This window comes from Streptomyces sp. NPDC096152, assembly GCF_044763235.1.
GTDB lineage: Bacteria > Actinomycetota > Actinomycetes > Streptomycetales > Streptomycetaceae > Streptomyces.
In genome coordinates this window covers 389672-406678 of the sequence record NZ_JBIWFW010000004.1, presented here as the reverse complement: position 1 = coordinate 406678, position 17007 = coordinate 389672, and the positions used below count along the sequence as shown (strand labels likewise).

Genomic DNA, 17007 nt, shown 5'->3' with positions numbered 1-17007 from the left:
CATGGTAGCGGTTCGGGCGCGACCCCGTTCCGGACCCTCCTGACGAGGGCATGGCAATGGTTTAGGCTGCCGGGACGGTCTCTGACTGGAGGTGCGGATGCGTCGCCCTGTCGCACGGAAGCTCGCGGTCCTGGCGGTCTCTGCCGCCGTGCTGTCGGTGGGGGCGACGGCGCCTCCCGCCGGGCGGACGAGACCGGTGGAGAAGGTCCCGGTCGCCGTCGGCTACGGGGGCGCCGTCGCGAGCGTCGACGCGGACGCCTCCGCGGCCGGCATCGAGGTGCTGCGCAAGGGCGGCAACGCCGTCGACGCGGCCGTCGCCACCGCCGCCGCCCTCGGCGTCACCGAGCCGTACTCCTCCGGCATCGGCGGAGGCGGCTACTTCGTCTACTACGACGCCCGCACCCGCACGGTGCACACCGTCGACGGCCGCGAGACGGCACCGCTGAGCGCCGGCTCCGACCTCTTCCTGGAGAACGGCAAGCCGCTCGCCTTCGCCGACGCCGTCAGCAGCGGCCTGAGCGTCGGAACACCGGGCACGCCCGCCACCTGGCAGGCGGCCCTGGACGCATGGGGCACCCGGCGGCTCGGCACCGTCCTGAAGCCCGCCGAGCGGATAGCCCGCGAGGGCTTCACCGTCGACGACACCTTCCGCTCCCAGACCGCGTCCAACGAGACCCGGTTCCGCTACTTCCCCGACACCGCCCGCCTGTTCCTGCCGGACGGAAGGCTCCCGGTCGTCGGCTCCACCTTCAAGAACCCCGACCTGGCCCGGACTTACGCGGAGCTGGGCAGGAAGGGCGTCGGCGCGATCTACCACGGCGACCTCGGCGACGACATCGTCGACACGGCCGAACACCCGCCCGTGGACCCCGCCTCCGGCTGGAAAGCCCGCCCCGGCAAGCTGTCCGAGAAGGACCTCGCGGCCTACCGCGCCAAGTACCAGGCGCCCACCAGGACGTCCTACCGCGGCCTGGGCGTCTACTCCATCGCACCCTCCTCCTCCGGCGGCACCACCGTCGGCGAGGCGCTCAACATCCTGGAGCGGACGGACCTTTCGAAGGCGACCGAGGCCCAGTACCTGCACCGCTACATCGAGGCGAGCCGCATCGCGTTCGCCGACCGGGGCCGCTGGGTCGGCGACCCCGCCTTCGAGGACGTACCGACCAAGGAGCTGCTGTCGCAGCGGTACGCCGACTCGCGGGCCTGCCTGATCAAGGACGACGCGGTCCTCACCAGCCCCGTCGCCCCGGGCGACCCGCGCCACCCGGCGGACTGCGCCACGGGCGGCAAGGCGGCCCCGACGACGTACGAGGGCGAGAACACCACGCACCTGACGGTCGCCGACCGGTGGGGCAACGTCGTCTCCTACACCCTCACCATCGAGCAGACCGGCGGCAGCGGCATCACCGTGCCCGGCCGCGGCTTCCTGCTCAACAACGAGCTGACGGACTTCTCCTTCGCCCCGGCCAACCCCGCGGTGCACGACCCGAACCTGCCTGGCCCGGGCAAGCGGCCGCGCTCGTCGATCTCGCCGACGATCGTGCTGGACAAGGCCGGCCGGCCGGTGGTGGCGCTCGGTTCGCCGGGCGGGGCCACCATCATCACCACCGTGCTGCAGACCCTGACCGGGTTCCTCGACCGCGGGCTGCCGCTGGCCGACGCGATCGCCGCGCCCCGCGCCAGCCAGCGCAACGCGGCCCAGACCGAACTCGAACCAGGGCTCTACGACAGCCCGTTGCGCACACAATTGGAGGCGATCGGGCACTCCTTCAAGCTCAACCCCGAGATCGGCGCCGCCACGGGCGTGCAGCGGCTGCCGAACGGCGAGTGGCTGGCCGCGGCCGAGAAGGTGCGCCGGGGCGGCGGCTCGGCGATGGTGGTGCGGCCGGCGCAGTGACCGCCTGAGGCGTCCGCCCCCCGTCACCGGGCGGGGGCGGACGTCGTCGGGCGCGGACTTCGTCAGCGCGGACGCCGCCGGGCGCCGAACCTCTCAGGGCGTTTCGGCGTCCGACGGCGTCGAACCTCTCAGGGCGTGTCGGCGGTCGGCGCCGTGTCCTGCCCCTCCTGCCCTTGGGCCCCGTTGGTGCGGAACGTGAGCCGTCCGTCCGCCACCTCCACCGTGACCCGGCTGCCCTCGGCGACCCGTCCGTCCAGCAGCAGCCGCGACAACCGGTTGTCCACCTCGCGCTGGATGGTCCTGCGCAGCGGACGGGCCCCGTACTCGGGCTGGTAACCGCGCTGGGCGAGCCAGTCGACGGCCGGGTCGGAGAACTCGACGGCGACGCCCTGCGCGTGCAGCATCCGCCGGGTCCGCTCCAGCAGCAGATCGGTGATCTGCCGCAACTGCTCGGGACTGAGCTGGCGGAAGACGACGATCTCGTCGATGCGGTTGAGGAACTCCGGCCGGAAGTGCTCGCGCAGCGGGCGCAGGATCTGCTCGCGCCGCGCCTCCTCGTCCGCCTCGGCGCCGCCCGCCCCGAAGCCGATCCCGGCTCCGCGCCGGGTGATGGCCTCGGAACCGAGGTTGCTGGTCATCACGATCACGGTGTTGGTGAAGTCCACCGTGCGGCCCTGGGCGTCGGTCAGCCGGCCGTCGTCGAGGACCTGCAGCAGGATGTTGAAGACGTCCGGGTGCGCCTTCTCCACCTCGTCCAGGAGGAGCAGCGAGTACGGATGCCGGCGCACCACCTCGGTGAGCTGCCCGGCCTCCTCGTGCCCGACGTATCCGGGCGGCGCGCCCACCAGCCGGCTGACCGTGTGCCGCTCCTGGTACTCGCTCATGTCCAGCCGCACCATGCGGTCCTCGCTGCCGAACAGCGCCTCGGCGAGCGCCCGGGCCAGCTCCGTCTTGCCGACGCCGGTCGGGCCGAGGAACAGGAAGCTGCCGATCGGCCGGTCCGGGCTGGCCAGCCCGGCGCGCGAGCGCAGCACCGCCTCGGCGACCACACCGACCGCCTCGTCCTGCCCGACGACCCGCCGGTGCAGGTGCTGCTCCAGGCCGAGCAGGCGCTCCTTCTCCTCCTGGGTCAGGCTGCTCACCGGAATGCCGGTCAGCCGGGAGACCACCTCGGCGATGGCCTCGGTGGTGACCTCCAGGTTCTGCCCCTCGTCGGCCTCCTCGTCCCCGCTGGCCTGGGCGATCTGCCGCTTCAGGTCGGTGATGCGGTCACGCAACTGCGTGGCCCGCTCGTACTGTTCGTCCGCGACCGCCTGGTCCTTGTCCAGGAAGAGCTGCTCGACCTCGCGCTCCATGGCCCGTACGTCGGTGCCCTTGGTCCGGGCGCGCAGCCGCACCCGGGCGCCGGCCTGGTCGATCAGGTCGATCGCCTTGTCCGGCAGCCGGCGGTCGGAAATATAGCGGTCGGACAGCTCCACCGCGGCCGTCAGCGCCTCGTCGGTGTAGCGGACCTGGTGGTGGGCCTCGTAGCGGTCGCGCAGGCCGCGCAGGATCTCCAGGGCGTCCGCGACGGACGGCTCGGGCACCAGGATCGGCTGGAAGCGGCGGGCCAGCGCCGCGTCCTTCTCGATCCGCCGGTACTCCTCCAGCGTGGTCGCGCCCACGATGTGCAGCTCGCCGCGGGCCAGCGCGGGCTTGAGGATGTTGCCCGCGTCCATCGCCCCGCCCTCGCCGCCCGCGCCCGCGCCGACGACGGTGTGCAGCTCGTCGATGAAGACGATCAGCCGCCCGGAGTTGTCGCGGATCTCGCCCACGATGTTGTTGAGGCGCTCCTCGAAGTCGCCCCGGTAGCGGGTGCCCGCGACGACGCCCGTCAGGTCCAGGGCCACCACCCGGCGGCCGGTCAGTACGTCGGGCACGTCGCCGTCGGCGATGCGCTGCGCGAGACCCTCCACGATGGCGGTCTTGCCGACGCCCGCGTCACCGATGAGCACCGGGTTGTTCTTGCCCCGGCGGGAGAGCACCTCGATGGTCTGCTCGATCTCCATGTCCCGCCCGATCACGGGGTCGATGCGCCCCTGCCGGGCCAGGTCGGTCAGGTCCCGCCCGTACTTGTCGAGGGTGGGCGTGGAGGTGGCGCGCTGCCGCTCGGAGCGCGGCTGCGCGGCCTCCGGCGCCTCGGGCGCGCCGCCGGAGGAGAACCGGGCCGCGTTCAGGATGTGCCCGGCCGCGGAGTCGGGGTTCGCGGCCAGCGCGCTCAGGACGTGTTCGGGGCCGATGTATCCCGCCCCGCTCGCACGGGCCATGTCGTGCGCGTCGAGAAGGGCGCGCTTGACGGCCGGGGTGAGCGAGAGGGAGGTCGGCGGAGGTGTCTCGCCCTGCGGTACCTGGGCCGGGCCGGACCGCTCGTCGATCTCCATGGCGAGCGAGTCGGGGTCCGCGCCGGCCCGGCTGAGCAGACTCCGGGTGGGCTCGGTGGCGAGCGCGGCCCGCAGCAGATGCTGGGTGTCCAGGTCCCGGCTGCCGTGCTCGGCGGCGTACTGCGCCGCGCCGCGCACCAGCTCCCGGGCGGGCTGGCTGAGCAGCCTGCCGATGTCTATCTGCCGGGGACCGGGGCGCGGTCCGCCGAAGAAGCGGGCGAGGAATTCGCCGAAGGGGTCGCCCTCCGGGCCGATGAAGCCGCTGGTCATCGTTTCCCTTCCTGCGCTGACGACGTGCCGGGGCCGGGTAACCCGGCTGGGGGTCGCTCATGCCACGATGACACGGGTTCCTGAGGAAGGCATGTGCAGAAACCCGCGGCCCGGGTCCGGCCCCTTCCCACTGGCGGCTCCCGCCCGCACTCGGCGCCGGGCCGGCGTACGGCCCGGCGAGGTTGTGACGCCCCTCGCGGTGTGATGTCACGGTTGCGTTCCGTGCCCGCGGAGCTCCCATTACGCCCGCCGAAAACTGTCCGTAGCGGCCCCGTAACACGACTGGTGTTCGCTACGGAACCAAAGTGCTCCGGCCTGGCGGGAGTTGAGCGATGACTGTGGACCGACTCCCGGGCCGTGTGCGGGAGTTCGCGAACTATCTGAACGGCCTGCTGGCGCGCCTGGATCAGGGCGGCGGCTGGTGCGGCGTGTTCTGGCAGCGTGATCCGGAGGGGATGCGGGCCTGCCTCGACGGCCGTGAGGTGCCGCCGTGGGACGTGCTGGAGGCGCTGCTGCAGGACCTCGCCGCGCACCACGGTCCGGCCGAGGCGGTGTCCGAGCGGGAACGGGCCCGCGCGGCGCACGCCGCCGCGCTCGCCGCGTACGACGCCCGGCCCGGCGGCCGGGAGGCGCTGGCCGACCGTCTCGCCGCGATGCTCCGCCGGCAGCGGTACGCGGCCGAGCACCAGGCGCTGCTGAGCCGCCGCCTCACCGACGCGGCCACCCAGGACGAACTCGACGCCCTGCGCACCGATCTCGCCTGGGCCCACGACGACCACACCCGCGCGACAGCCCGCTGCGCCGAACTCCGGGCCCGGCTGACCATGCTGCCCCGACATACGACGCCGGCGACCGGGACCAGGGCTCCCGACCCCGGCGCCCCGGGCTTCGTCACGGACGCCTCGGGTCCCGCCGTGGATGCTTCGGGCCTCGTCCCGGGTGCCTCAGGTCGCACGCCGGGCGCCACGGCCTCCGGTGCGGGCGCTGTGGGGGGTGTCCCCGGTGTCGTGGCCCCGGTGGCGGACGGCACGAATCCCGCCGCGGACGTCTCGGGTCGGGTCCGCGGTGCCATGGACGCGGGCGCGGACGCCATGGGGCGCGTTGCCGGTGCCGTGGCTCCTGACCCTGACGTCGTGGGCTTCGTCGCGGACGCCTCGGGGCGTGTCCCCGGTGCAGTCGCTCGGGGCGCGGGCGCTAAGGGGCGTGCCCCCGGTGCCGTAGCTCCGGGCGCGGGTGCCTCAGGTCCCGCCCCCGGTGCCATCGCCCCCGCCCAGGACCCCGCGGGCCGCACGGCGCGAGCCGATGGCACAGGGCAGCCCGCTTCGGCCGGCACCGGCGCCGCCCGGGCGGAGACGGCTGGTGGCGTGGGGCGGAAGCGGCGTCGGGGGAGTGCGCGGTTCGCCGGGATGGCCGAGGAAGAGGCCGTCGCCGAGGGCGTGCCGCCGGAAGCAGGGCTGGTGCCGGCGCCCGCCCCGGCCGCGGCGGCCCGCCGCGGCCCGCGCGGTGCGCGGTTCGCCGGGGCCGCCGGCCCCGAGGCGGCGGAGGCCGCGCGGCCGCGGACCGAACCGGTGGACGCCGGAGCCGGGCAGGCCGTCGCCGGGGCGGTCGCGGCGCTGGCGCGGCTGCGTGGCGAGGGACGTACCGGCGAGGCGCACGCCGTGCTGATCGAGGCCGCCCACTGGCCCGCCGCCCGGCTCCCGCTGCTCGCCGCCGAGCTGGAGCGCGCCGGCCTCGGCGCCGACTGGGCGACCCTGCTGTGGGAGGCCGCCTCGCTGCCCGCCGACCGGGTAGTCGCCGCGGCCGACGCGCTGGTCGCGGCCGGACGCGCCGGCGACGGCCGGCAGATCGTGCGGCAGGGTGTCGCGCGGCCCGCCGCCGAGATCGGCGAGGCCGTGCTCGGCCTGGTCGGCGGGGGGCGCCGGCGTGAGGCGCGCGCCCTGCTCGACGCCTACGTGCGCGTGCGCGCCCCCGAGGAGGCGGCCCGCAGCGTCGAGGGCGATCCGCAGCGGCTCGTCCCGCTGCTGCTGGAGGCCGCCCGGGGCGTCTCCGACGAGCGGCACTGGGATCTGGTGCACGCCCTGCGGGTCGCGGGCTTCGCCACGTGACGGGCGCCGCGATGCCCCACCCGGGCGCACCCGCCCACCGCATCGGGCGCCCCACCAGCCCCGTCACTCACCCCCTCACTCACCCACAGGAGTGTGAAACGTGATCGACTCAGCGGGTTGACGACGATGGTCTTGGCAAGGCCGTCCCAGGGGCTTACGTTCGTCCCTCTACGGCCTCCTCTACGGGCGTAGAAGCTCTGACGTACCGTCGAAGGAGCAGCTCATGGCCAACGTCGTCCGTGCGGCCCTGGTCCAGGCCACCTGGACCGGCGACACCGCGTCCATGGTCGCGAAACACGAGGAGCACGCCCGAGCGGCGGCCCGTCAGGGCGCCGGGATCATCGGGTTCCAGGAAGTCTTCAACTCGCCCTACTTCTGCCAGGTCCAGGAGCCGGAGCACTACCGCTGGGCCGAGCCCGTCCCGGACGGCCCGACCGTGCGCCGTATGCAGGACCTCGCCCGCGAGACCGGCATGGTGATCGTCGTCCCGGTGTTCGAGGTCGAGCAGCCGGGCTTCTACTACAACACCGCCGCCGTGATCGACGCCGACGGCACCGTCCTCGGCAAGTACCGCAAGCACCACATCCCGCAGGTCAAGGGCTTCTGGGAGAAGTACTACTTCAAACCCGGCAACCTCGGCTGGCCCGTCTTCGACACCGCGGTCGGCCGGATCGGCGTGTACATCTGCTACGACCGCCACTTCCCCGAGGGCTGGCGGCAACTCGGCCTGAACGGCGCCCAGCTGGTGTACAACCCCTCCGCCACCCACCGCGGCCTGTCGGCCCACCTCTGGCAGCTGGAGCAGCCGGCCGCCGCCGTCGCCAACGAGTACTTCGTCGCCGCGATCAACCGCGTCGGCCAGGAGGAGTACGGCGACAACGACTTCTACGGGACGTCGTACTTCGTCGATCCGCGCGGCCAGTTCGTCGGGGACGTCGCCGACGACTCCAAGGAGGAACTCCTCGTCCGCGACCTCGACTTCGACCTGATCGACGAGGTGCGCCAGCAGTGGGCCTTCTACCGCGACCGCCGCCCCGACGCCTACGAAGGGCTGGTGCGGCCGTGAGCGACCTGTACGCCCGCCACCGGGCCGTCCTGCCCGACTGGCTCGCCCTCTACTACGAGGACCCGATCGAGATCACCCACGGTGAGGGCCGCCACGTCTGGGACGCGGACGGCAGGCGCTACCTCGACTTCTTCGGCGGCATCCTCACCACGATGACCGCGCACGCGCTGCCCGAGGTGACCAAGGCGGTGACCGAGCAGGCCGGGCGGATCCTGCACTCCTCCACGCTCTACCTCAACCGCCCGATGGTCGAACTGGCCGAGCGTATCGCCCAGTTGAGCGGCATCCCGGACGCCCGCGTCTTCTTCACCACCTCCGGCACCGAGGCCAACGACACCGCGCTGCTGCTCGCCACGGCGTACCGGCGCAGCAACACGATCCTGGCCATGCGCAACAGCTACCACGGCCGCTCCTTCAGCGCCGTCGGCATCACCGGCAACCGCGGCTGGTCCCCGACCTCCCTGTCCCCGCTGCAGACGCTGTACGTGCACGGCGGAGTCCGCACCCGCGGCCCGTTCGCCGAGCTCGACGACGACGCCTTCATCGCGGCCTGCGTGGACGACCTCGAGGACCTCCTCGGCCACACCCGCCCGCCCGCGGCCCTGATCGCCGAGCCCGTCCAGGGCGTCGGCGGCTTCACCTCCCCGCCCGACGGCCTGTACGCGGCCTTCCGGGACGTGCTGCGCGAGCACGGCATCCTCTGGATCGCCGACGAGGTGCAGACCGGCTGGGGCCGCACCGGCGACCACTTCTGGGGCTGGCAGGCGCACGGACGGAGCGGCCCGCCGGACATGCTGACCTTCGCCAAGGGCATCGGCAACGGCATGTCCATCGGCGGGGTCGTCGCCCGCGGCGAGATCATGAACTGCCTGGACGCCAACAGCATCTCCACCTTCGGCGGCACCCAGATCACCATGGCGGCGGGGCTCGCCAACCTCACGTACCTCCTCGACCACGACCTCCAGGGCAACGCCCGGCGGGTCGGCGGGCTGCTCATCGAACGGCTGCGGTCCGTGGCCGCGCAGCTGCCCGGTGTGCGGGAGGTCCGCGGGCGAGGGCTGATGATCGGCGTCGAACTGGTGAGACCGGGCACCGACGAGGCCGACCCGCGGGCGGCCGCCGCCGTCCTGGAGTCGGCCCGTGCGGACGGACTGCTCATCGGCAAGGGCGGCGGCCACACCACCAGCGCCCTGCGCATCGCCCCACCGCTGTCCCTGACCGTCGCGGAGGCCGAGGAGGGCGCCGCGATCCTCGAAGGCGCGCTGCGGAGCGCGCAGTAGCACGGGCGGCCGGTCCGGTGACCGGCCGCGAGCACAGCTCCGAGCAAGGGAACACCGCCATGACCACCGCCTCGGAACCCCTGAGGCCGCCGGAGCCCGGCCGCCCCGGGGCGGCGCGGCCCCTGGCCTTCGTGCCGGCCCCGAAGCCTCCGGAACCCCCGGAGCCCGTCCTGTCGGTCCGCCGGGTCCTCACCCTGGAACGGGTCCTCGCCGGGGAGCCCGAGGTGGTGGCCGGCGCCGGTCAGCTCGACCGGCCGGTGCGCTGGGTGCACGTCGCCGAGGCCCCCGACGTCGGCGTGATGCTCAGCGGCGGCGAGATGGTCCTGACCACCGGCGTCCTGCTCGCCGGTGACGAGGACAAGCAGGCCGAGTACATCCGGTCCCTGCACCGCGCGGAGGCCGCCGCCGTGGTGCTCGGCCTCGGCCGGGCGTTCCCCGCGCCGCCGGACGTGATGCGCCGGGCCGCCGAGCGCTGCGGGCTGCCCATGGTGGTGCTGCACCGGCCCTTCCCGTTCGCCGAGCTGACCGAGGAGGTGCAGTCCCGGCTGGTGCGCCGCAAGTTCGCGGCCGTCAGCCTGTCGGAGGCCGTACGCACCGCGCTCACCGCGCTCATCACCGCGGGCGCCCCGCTGCAGCGGCTGCTCGACGAGGTCGCCGCGCACAGCGCGTGCCCGGTCGTCGTCACCAACCTCGCCCACCGCGTCCTCGCCACGGCGGGGGAGCGGCCGGCCGTGGACGACGTGCTGCGCGACTGGGAGCGCATCGCCCGGCAGGCGGGCGGCAGCGAGGGCGACGGCTGGATCCGCGCCGAACTGGGCGGCCGCGGGGAGCGCTGGGGCCGGATCCTGCTGTGCGGCTACCGCGGCGACACCGCCACCGGACGGCTGCTCGCCGACCGCGCCGCCGAGGCCCTCGTGCTGCACCGGATGCTCGGCGGCGGCGCGTCCCGCTCCTGGGAGGAGCAGTCGGCGCGGAGCCTGCTGACCGACCTGGTCAGCGGTGTCGTACCGGCCCGGCAGCTGCTGCCGCGGGCGCGGGCCGCCGGGCTGCCGGTCAACCGCCGGACCTTCGTCCCGCTCGTCGTGCGGGACGCGGAGCCGGCCGACCTCGACCGGCTGCTGCGGCTCCTCGGTCTGTCCGGGCTCGCCGCCGAACTGGCGGAGGGGACCGCGGCCGTCCTGCTCAGCCTGGCCCGCGACCAGGACGCCGACGCCCTCACGCAGCTGTTCGCGGCCCGGCTGCGCGGCCGGCCGGAGACGGTCCGCACCGTCGTCGCCGCCGCGGACGCCCGGACCGCCTGGGACGAGGTGCCCGCCGGGCTGCGCGAGGCCCGGCACGTCGCCCGGGCCGTGGCCGACTCCACCGCCGCCCTCGACCTGCCGGCCGTCGTCCGGCTGAAGGACGTCCACCTGCGCGGCCTGATCCGGCTGCTGCGGGACGACCCGCACGTGCAGTCCTTCGCCGAGCGGGAGCTGGACGGGCTGCTGTGCGCGGCCGACGACGACCTGCTGCCCGTGCTGCGGACCTATCTCGCCACCGGCCGCAACAAGTCCCGCACCGCCCAGCTCCACCACGTCTCCCGGCCCGCCCTCTACCGCCGCCTGGAGGCCATACAGGCGCGGCTCGGGGTGGACCTCGACGACTTCGAACAGGCCGCCTCGGTGCACATAGCGCTCCTCGCTCACGACGCGCAGCAGGAGTGACCCGGCGCCGCGCCACCGCGGGGAAACGCTGAACGACCTGGGGAAACGGCGGTGAAACATGGGACCGGGCCAGAGTGACACCGTGGCACGCCGCACCCGCGCGGACGTGACACGGTGCACCTCGAACCGGGCCCGCCGGCTTCCTACGCTCGCCGCACACCGAACGAGTGGAGGTCCCGATGAGCAGAGTGATCCGAGCCGCCCTCTTCCAGACCGCCTGGACCGGCGACAAGGAGTCGATGATCCAGGCGCATGAGCAGGCGGCCCGCGACGCGGCCGCGCAGGGCGCCCAGGTCCTGTGCTTCCAGGAGCTGTTCTACGGTCCGTACTTCTGCCAGGTGCAGGACCCCGAGTTCTACGCGTACGCCGAGCGGATCCCCGAGGGGCCCGTCGTGCGGCGCTTCCAGGCCCTGGCCCGGGAACTGGGCCTCGTCCTCGTGCTGCCGATGTACGAGGAGGAGCAGCCGGGCGTGCTCTACAACACGGCCGCCGTGATCGACGCGGACGGCTCCTACCTCGGCAAGTACCGCAAGACGCACATCCCCCAGGTCAAGGGCTTCTGGGAGAAGTTCTACTTCCGGCCCGGCAACAGCGGCTGGCCCGTCTTCGACACCGCGGTCGGCCGGATCGGCGTGTACATCTGCTACGACCGGCACTTCCCGGAGGGCTGGCGGGCCCTCGGGCTCGCGGGCGCCGAGATCGTCTTCAACCCGTCGGCCACCTCCCGCGGCCTGTCCGGCTACCTGTGGCAGCTGGAGCAGCCGGCCGCCGCGGTCGCCAACGAGTACTTCGTCGGCGCGATCAACCGGGTGGGCGTCGAGGAGCTGGGCGACAACGACTTCTACGGGACGTCGTACTTCGTCGACCCGGAGGCGCAGTTCGTCGGCGAGGTGGCGAGCGACAAGGAGACCGAACTGGTCGTGCGCGACCTGGACCTGGCCAAGCTGCGCGAGGTCCGCGACCGCTGGCAGTTCTACCGGGACCGCGCGCCGGGCGCGTACGCGCCGCTGACCGCTCCGTGACGGGCCCGGTTCCCGCGCCCCGCGAGGGGCGCGGGGCCGTGCCCCGTCCCCCGGACCGGCCGTACGGGGGCGGCCGGCCACGCACGCACCGCACTGTCCCGCCCGTACGACGCCGGAGCGTCCACGCAGGAGAAGGAGCACCATGAGCAGCCGTACCGTCATCCGTGGCGGCCTCGTCATCACCGCCTCCGACGAGATCCACGCCGACGTCCTGATCGAGGACGGCCGCATCGCCGCCCTCGCCGCCTCCGGCACCCCGGCCGCCGAGGCCTTCACGGCCGAGCGGACCATCGACGCGACCGGGAAGTACGTGATCCCGGGCGGAGTGGACGCCCACACCCACATGGAACTGCCGTTCGGCGGCACCTTCGCCTCCGACACCTTCGAGACCGGCACCCGGGCCGCCGCCTGGGGCGGCACCACCACGATCGTCGACTTCGCGGTGCAGAGCGTCGGCCACTCCCTGCGCGAGGGCCTGGACGCCTGGCACGCCAAGGCCGAGGGCAACTGCGCGATCGACTACGGCTTCCACATGATCGTCTCCGATGTGAACCAGGAGACGTTGAAGGAGATGGACCTCCTCGTCGAGGAGGGCGTCACCTCCTTCAAGCAGTTCATGGCCTACCCGGGCGTCTTCTACAGCGACGACGGCCAGATCCTGCGCGCCATGCAGCGCTCCGCCGACAACGGCGGCCTGATCATGATGCACGCGGAGAACGGAATCGCCATCGACGTCCTCGTCGAACAGGCCCTGGCCCGCGGCGAGACCGACCCGCGCTTCCACGGGGAGGTGCGCAAGGCGCTCCTGGAGGCCGAGGCCACCCACCGCGCCATCAGGCTCGCCCAGGTCGCCGGCGCCCCGCTGTACGTCGTCCACGTCTCGGCGACGGAGGCCGTGGCCGAACTGGCCCGGGCGCGCGACGAGGGGCTGAACGTCTTCGGCGAGACCTGCCCGCAGTACCTGTTCCTGTCCACCGACAACCTCGCCGAGCCGGACTTCGAGGGCGCCAAGTACGTGTGCAGCACCCCGCTGCGGCCGCGCGAACACCAGGCCAAGCTGTGGCAGGGCCTGCGCACCAACGACCTCCAGGTGGTCTCCACCGACCACTGCCCGTTCTGCTTCACGGGCCAGAAGGAGCTCGGGCGCGGCGACTTCTCCAAGATCCCCAACGGTCTGCCGGGCGTCGAGAACCGCATGGACCTGCTCCACCAGGCCGTCGTCGACGGGCACATCTCGCGCCGCCGCTGGATCGAGATCGCCTGCGCCACCCCGGCGCGCATGTTCGGCCTGTACCCGAAGAAGGGCACCATCGCCCCGGGTGCCGACGCGGACGTCGTCGTCTACGACCCGCACGCCGAGCAGGTGCTGTCCGCCGAGACCCACCACATGAACGTCGACTACTCGGCCTACGAGGGCCGGCGGGTCACCGGCCGGGTCGAGACCGTGCTCTCGCGCGGCGAGCCCGTCGTCACCGAGCGCGAGTACACCGGACGCGCCGGACACGGCGTCTACACCCCGCGTTCGACCTGTCAGTACCTCACCTAGGAGTGGCGCACATGGACTTCGGACTCGTCCTGCAGACCGACCCGCCGGCCTCCCGCGTCGTCAGCCTCATGAAGCGGGCCGAGCGCAACGGCTTCACCCACGGCTGGACCTTCGACTCGGCCGTGCTGTGGCAGGAGCCGTTCGTCATCTACAGCCAGATCCTCGCCAACACGCGCAAACTGACGGTGGGTCCGATGGTGACCAACCCGGGCACCCGCACCTGGGAGGTCACCGCCTCCACCTTCGCCACCCTCAACGACATGTTCGGCAACCGCACGGTGTGCGGCATCGGCCGCGGCGACTCCGCGATGCGCGTGGCGGGACGCAAGCCCAACACCCTCGCCCGGATCAGCGAGGCCATGAAGGTCATCCGCGCCCTCGGCAGCGGCCAGGAGGCCGACCTCGGCGGCGGAACGGTCGTCAGGTTCCCGTGGATCAAGCCGGACGCCCGGCTCCCCGTCTGGATGGCCGCCTACGGCCCCAAGGCGCTGAAGATGACCGGGGAGGAGGCCGACGGGTTCATCCTCCAGCTCGCCGACCTGTACCTGACCGAGTACATGGTGAAGGCGGTGAAGGACGCGGCGGCCGCGGCCGGACGCGACCCGTCCGAGGTGAGGATCTGCGTCGCGGCGCCCGCCTATGTCACCGCCGACGACTCGCCCGAGGCGCTCGCCCACGCGCGCGAGCAGTGCCGCTGGTTCGGCGGCATGGTCGGCAACCATGTCGCCGACCTGGTCGCCAAGTACGGCGAGCACTCCGCCGCCGTCCCCGACGAACTCACCGCCTACATCAAGGCCCGGCACGGCTACGACTACGCCCACCACGGGCGCAGCGGAAACCCGGACACCGAGTTCGTGCCCGACGAGATCGTCGACCGGTTCTGCGTCATCGGCCCGGCCGAGGCGCACATCGAGAAACTGAACGCCCTGCGCGCCCTCGGCGTCGACCAGTTCGCCGTGTACGACATGCACGACGCGCAGGAGGCCGTCATCGACGCGTACGGCGAGAAGGTCATCCCCGCCGTCAACTCCTGATCCTCCGGACCCCCTTGATTGGGCTGCCCATGACCGACACCGCTCCCACGGCCATACCGTCGTCCGCCCAGCACACCCTCTCCGACGGGCGCGTGGAGATCGCCCCCGGCACTCCGCCGCCCAGCGGCCCCTACGCCAACGCGGACCTGCTGCCCGTCCCCGTCGCCCGGCGCACCTGGACCACGTACAACTTCTCCGCACTGTGGGTCGGCATGGCCCACAACACGGCCTCCTGGACCCTCGCCTCCGGTCTGATCGCCGTCGGCATGGACTGGAAGCAGGCGGTGTTCACCATCGCCCTGGCCAATGTGATCGTGCTGGTCCCGATGCTGCTCACCGGCCACGCCGGACCCAAGTACGGCATCCCCTTCCCGGTCTTCGCCCGCGCCTCCTTCGGGGTACGCGGCGCCAACCTGCCCGCCGTCGTACGGGCGTTGGTGGCCTGCGGCTGGTTCGGCATCCAGACCTGGATCGGCGGCGAGGCGATCTTCTTCCTCGCCGGGAAGCTCATCGGGAACAGCTGGTCCGATGCCGCCCGGGTCGGCGGTCACGCCTGGACGATGTGGCTGTCGTTCGCGCTCTTCTGGGCGATCCAGGTGGCCGTCATCTACCGGGGCATGGAGACCATCCGCCGGTTCGAGAACTGGGCGGCGCCGTTCGTCCTCGTCGGCGCGTTCGTGATGCTCGGCTGGATGAGCAGCAAGGCCGGCGGCTTCGGCCCGCTGTTCGGCCAGCCGTCCCGGCTGGGCTGGGGACCGGACTTCTGGACGCTGTTCGCGCCCTCCCTGATGGGCATGATCGGCTTCTGGTCCACGCTGTCGCTGAACATCCCGGACTTCACCCGGTACGGAAAGAGCCAGAAGGCCCAGACCTGGGGCCAGGCGCTCGGCCTGCCGACCACCATGACGCTGTTCGCGTTCCTGTCCGTGCTGGTCACCTCCGGCTCGCAGGCGGTCTACGGCAAGCCGGTCTGGGACCCGGTACAGCTGGCGGCGAAGACCGACAACGTGGTCGGTCTGCTCTACGCGCTGGTCACGGTGCTGGTGGCGACGCTGTCGGTGAACATCGCGGCCAACCTGGTCTCACCGGCCTTCGACTTCTCCAACATCGCGCCCCGGCACGTCGGTTTCCGGGCCGGCGCCCTCGCCACCTGCGTCCTGGGCGTGCTGATCTTCCCGTGGAAGCTCTACGCCGATCCGCAGGGCTACATCTTCACCTGGCTCGGCCTGGTCGGCGGACTGCTCGGCACGGTCGCCGGCATTCTCATCGCCGACTACTGGATCCTGCGCCGCTCCAGACTCGACCTGGCCGACCTGTACCGCGCGGGCGGGCGCTACTGGTACGCGGGCGGCTGGAACTGGCGGGCCGTGGTGGCGTTCGTGGCGGGCGGCGTCCTCGCCGTCGGCGGCGCCGACTTCCACCCGCTGGTCGAGGGCCGGCCGATCCCCGCGCTGAAGCCGCTCGCGGACTACGGCTGGGCGGTGGGCCTGGGCACCGCCATGGTGCTGTACCTGCTGTTGATGCTGACGAGGAGCCGGGAACGGGCCACCGCCTGACCGGCGGCGCGGGCCGCGCCGCGGGCGGGTCAGCCCTGCTGACCCCTCTGCAGCGCGGCCACCGCCTCCTTGGCGGCCTTGATCGCCCCGGTGTTGATCTCGTCCGTGGCGGGCGCCTTCTTCGTCTCGAAGTCGCTGCCGTTGTAGGTGACCACCACGAGGGCGTTGGAGACGCGGGCCAGTACCGTGCCCTCGCGGGTCTGCTGCTTGTCCTCGGTGGTGAGGTTCACCACCGAGTAGCCCGTGTCGCCGAGTCCGGGGACGGGGCCTCCGCCGCTCTTCTCCGAGGTCCGTTCCTGGTAGGTCTTCTGCGCCGCCGCGTCCGACTGCATGATCTCGAATGACACGTCGAGCCAGCGGTAGTCGTATCCCTCCAGCGCGTTCCACGAGCAGGTGCGGCGCGCCTTCGCGTTGGTGGAGGGGATCTCCTTGCCGGCCGTCTTGGCACCCGGCACAAGGGACTTGACGCTCTTCGTGGCGATGCTCGCGCACGGCGCGGGGGCGGAGGCGTACGTCTTGGACACCGCCGTCGACGAGGGCGCCGAGGGCGAGGTGGAGTTGCTCGCGGACTGCTGCTGCGGGGCCGCCTTGTGGTCGGCGGCCGGTGCCGCGGCGAGCGGACCGGACGTGAGCGCCCAGCCCGCGCAGGCGAGCACGACGATCGGGCTCAGCCGCGCGGTGAGCGCGAGCGGCAGGGGAAAATCACGCACGGCGCACTTCTCGTGGGGGACGGACGGTGCGGAGGGAGCCCGCACTGCGGACGGAACGCCAGTCTCACACGGCCGGGAGTGCGGTGGAAGGGTGGACCTCGCTCCGTAGCCCGGCGATTACGGCGACACGCGCAGGATGTCGTGTTCCTTCCGTATATCCGTGCTCCCGCGAGGCCGGGAGGCGTCCGCATCCGGCCATCACGGAGGCCCGGCGGTGCGGCGGCACGGCGAGGCGGCGTCCCTCGGCCCGAGTGGGCGCGCGGCGTGGAGGGGATGCCGCCGAGGATGTCCGCGCACGGCTCGACCATGTGTTCGCTTCGGGCTGTTCTGCGGAATGGGCCGAAAAAGAGCGATGCTTCCCGATATCATCGGGCGATTCCGGAGCGGGTCGTGAATTG

Annotated in this window: 11 protein-coding genes; 9 read left to right on the top strand and 2 right to left on the bottom strand. The window is 72.8% G+C overall.

Annotated features, from left to right (window positions below; all coding sequences use genetic code 11):
- Positions 1 to 97 precede the first annotated feature (97 nt).
- Positions 98 to 1897 (top strand): gamma-glutamyltransferase, encoded by a 1800-nt coding sequence (gene ggt / locus ACIQ9G_RS16350; protein ID WP_403609395.1) that lies wholly within the window; start codon positions 98 to 100, stop codon positions 1895 to 1897.
- Positions 1898 to 2025: 128 nt separating this feature from the next.
- On the opposite strand, the gene ACIQ9G_RS16345 is transcribed toward ggt, so the two are convergent.
- On the bottom strand, positions 2026 to 4587 hold the full coding sequence (locus tag ACIQ9G_RS16345; protein ID WP_403609393.1) for an ATP-dependent Clp protease ATP-binding subunit: 2562 nt from the start codon (positions 4585 to 4587) through the stop codon (positions 2026 to 2028).
- A 332-nt stretch (positions 4588 to 4919) separates the two neighbouring features.
- Here ACIQ9G_RS16345 and ACIQ9G_RS16340 point away from each other — a divergent pair, with 332 nt between their 5' ends.
- From ACIQ9G_RS16340 to ACIQ9G_RS16305, 8 genes are all read left to right on the top strand, one after another.
- Complete coding sequence (locus tag ACIQ9G_RS16340; protein WP_403609391.1) at positions 4920 to 6692, top strand: hypothetical protein; 1773 nt, start codon at positions 4920 to 4922, stop codon at positions 6690 to 6692.
- 223 nt (positions 6693 to 6915) lie between these two features.
- Positions 6916 to 7758: a nitrilase-related carbon-nitrogen hydrolase gene (locus tag ACIQ9G_RS16335; RefSeq protein ID WP_403609388.1), complete on the top strand. Its 843-nt coding sequence runs from the start codon at positions 6916 to 6918 to the stop codon at positions 7756 to 7758.
- On the top strand, positions 7755 to 9038 hold the full coding sequence (locus ACIQ9G_RS16330) for an aspartate aminotransferase family protein (RefSeq protein ID WP_403609385.1): 1284 nt from the start codon (positions 7755 to 7757) through the stop codon (positions 9036 to 9038). Before ACIQ9G_RS16335 ends, ACIQ9G_RS16330 begins: the two co-directional genes overlap by 4 nt.
- Before the next feature lie 59 nt (positions 9039 to 9097).
- The gene (locus tag ACIQ9G_RS16325) at positions 9098 to 10741 is read left to right on the top strand and encodes a PucR family transcriptional regulator (protein ID WP_403609382.1); all 1644 of its coding nucleotides are present in this window, start codon (positions 9098 to 9100) and stop codon (positions 10739 to 10741) included.
- A gap of 179 nt (positions 10742 to 10920) precedes the next feature.
- Positions 10921 to 11763, top strand: a complete 843-nt coding sequence (locus ACIQ9G_RS16320) for a nitrilase-related carbon-nitrogen hydrolase (RefSeq protein WP_403609380.1) — start codon at positions 10921 to 10923, stop codon at positions 11761 to 11763.
- Between the two features lie 142 nt (positions 11764 to 11905).
- Positions 11906 to 13309, top strand: coding sequence for a dihydropyrimidinase (gene hydA, locus ACIQ9G_RS16315; RefSeq protein ID WP_403609378.1), 1404 nt, complete (start codon positions 11906 to 11908; stop codon positions 13307 to 13309).
- A gap of 11 nt (positions 13310 to 13320) precedes the next feature.
- Positions 13321 to 14343 (top strand): TIGR03842 family LLM class F420-dependent oxidoreductase, encoded by a 1023-nt coding sequence (locus tag ACIQ9G_RS16310; RefSeq protein ID WP_403609376.1) that lies wholly within the window; start codon positions 13321 to 13323, stop codon positions 14341 to 14343.
- Positions 14344 to 14372: 29 nt separating this feature from the next.
- A complete protein-coding gene (locus ACIQ9G_RS16305) occupies positions 14373 to 15899 on the top strand; it encodes an NCS1 family nucleobase:cation symporter-1 (protein WP_403609374.1) in 1527 nt (508 codons plus the stop codon).
- Between the two features lie 29 nt (positions 15900 to 15928).
- Here ACIQ9G_RS16305 and ACIQ9G_RS16300 read toward each other — a convergent pair whose 3' ends face one another.
- Positions 15929 to 16609 carry a hypothetical protein gene (locus tag ACIQ9G_RS16300; RefSeq protein WP_403609371.1) on the bottom strand — a complete coding sequence of 227 codons (681 nt, stop codon included), beginning with the start codon at positions 16607 to 16609 and terminating at the stop codon, positions 15929 to 15931.
- Positions 16610 to 17007: the final 398 nt, after the last annotated feature.

Bases quoted from the DNA above. Each gene is read 5' to 3' on its own strand.
- ACIQ9G_RS16325 (WP_403609382.1), top strand. From the start codon at position 9,098: ATGACCACCGCCTCGGAACCCCTGAGGCCGCCGGAGCCCGGCCGCCCC.
- ACIQ9G_RS16320 (WP_403609380.1), top strand. From the start codon at position 10,921: ATGAGCAGAGTGATCCGAGCCGCCCTCTTCCAGACCGCCTGGACCGGC.
- ggt (WP_403609395.1), top strand. From the start codon at position 98: ATGCGTCGCCCTGTCGCACGGAAGCTCGCGGTCCTGGCGGTCTCTGCC.
- ACIQ9G_RS16310 (WP_403609376.1), top strand. From the start codon at position 13,321: ATGGACTTCGGACTCGTCCTGCAGACCGACCCGCCGGCCTCCCGCGTC.
- hydA (WP_403609378.1), top strand. From the start codon at position 11,906: ATGAGCAGCCGTACCGTCATCCGTGGCGGCCTCGTCATCACCGCCTCC.
- ACIQ9G_RS16340 (WP_403609391.1), top strand. From the start codon at position 4,920: ATGACTGTGGACCGACTCCCGGGCCGTGTGCGGGAGTTCGCGAACTAT.
- ACIQ9G_RS16345 (WP_403609393.1), bottom strand. From the start codon at position 4,587: ATGACCAGCGGCTTCATCGGCCCGGAGGGCGACCCCTTCGGCGAATTC.
- ACIQ9G_RS16305 (WP_403609374.1), top strand. From the start codon at position 14,373: ATGACCGACACCGCTCCCACGGCCATACCGTCGTCCGCCCAGCACACC.
- ACIQ9G_RS16335 (WP_403609388.1), top strand. From the start codon at position 6,916: ATGGCCAACGTCGTCCGTGCGGCCCTGGTCCAGGCCACCTGGACCGGC.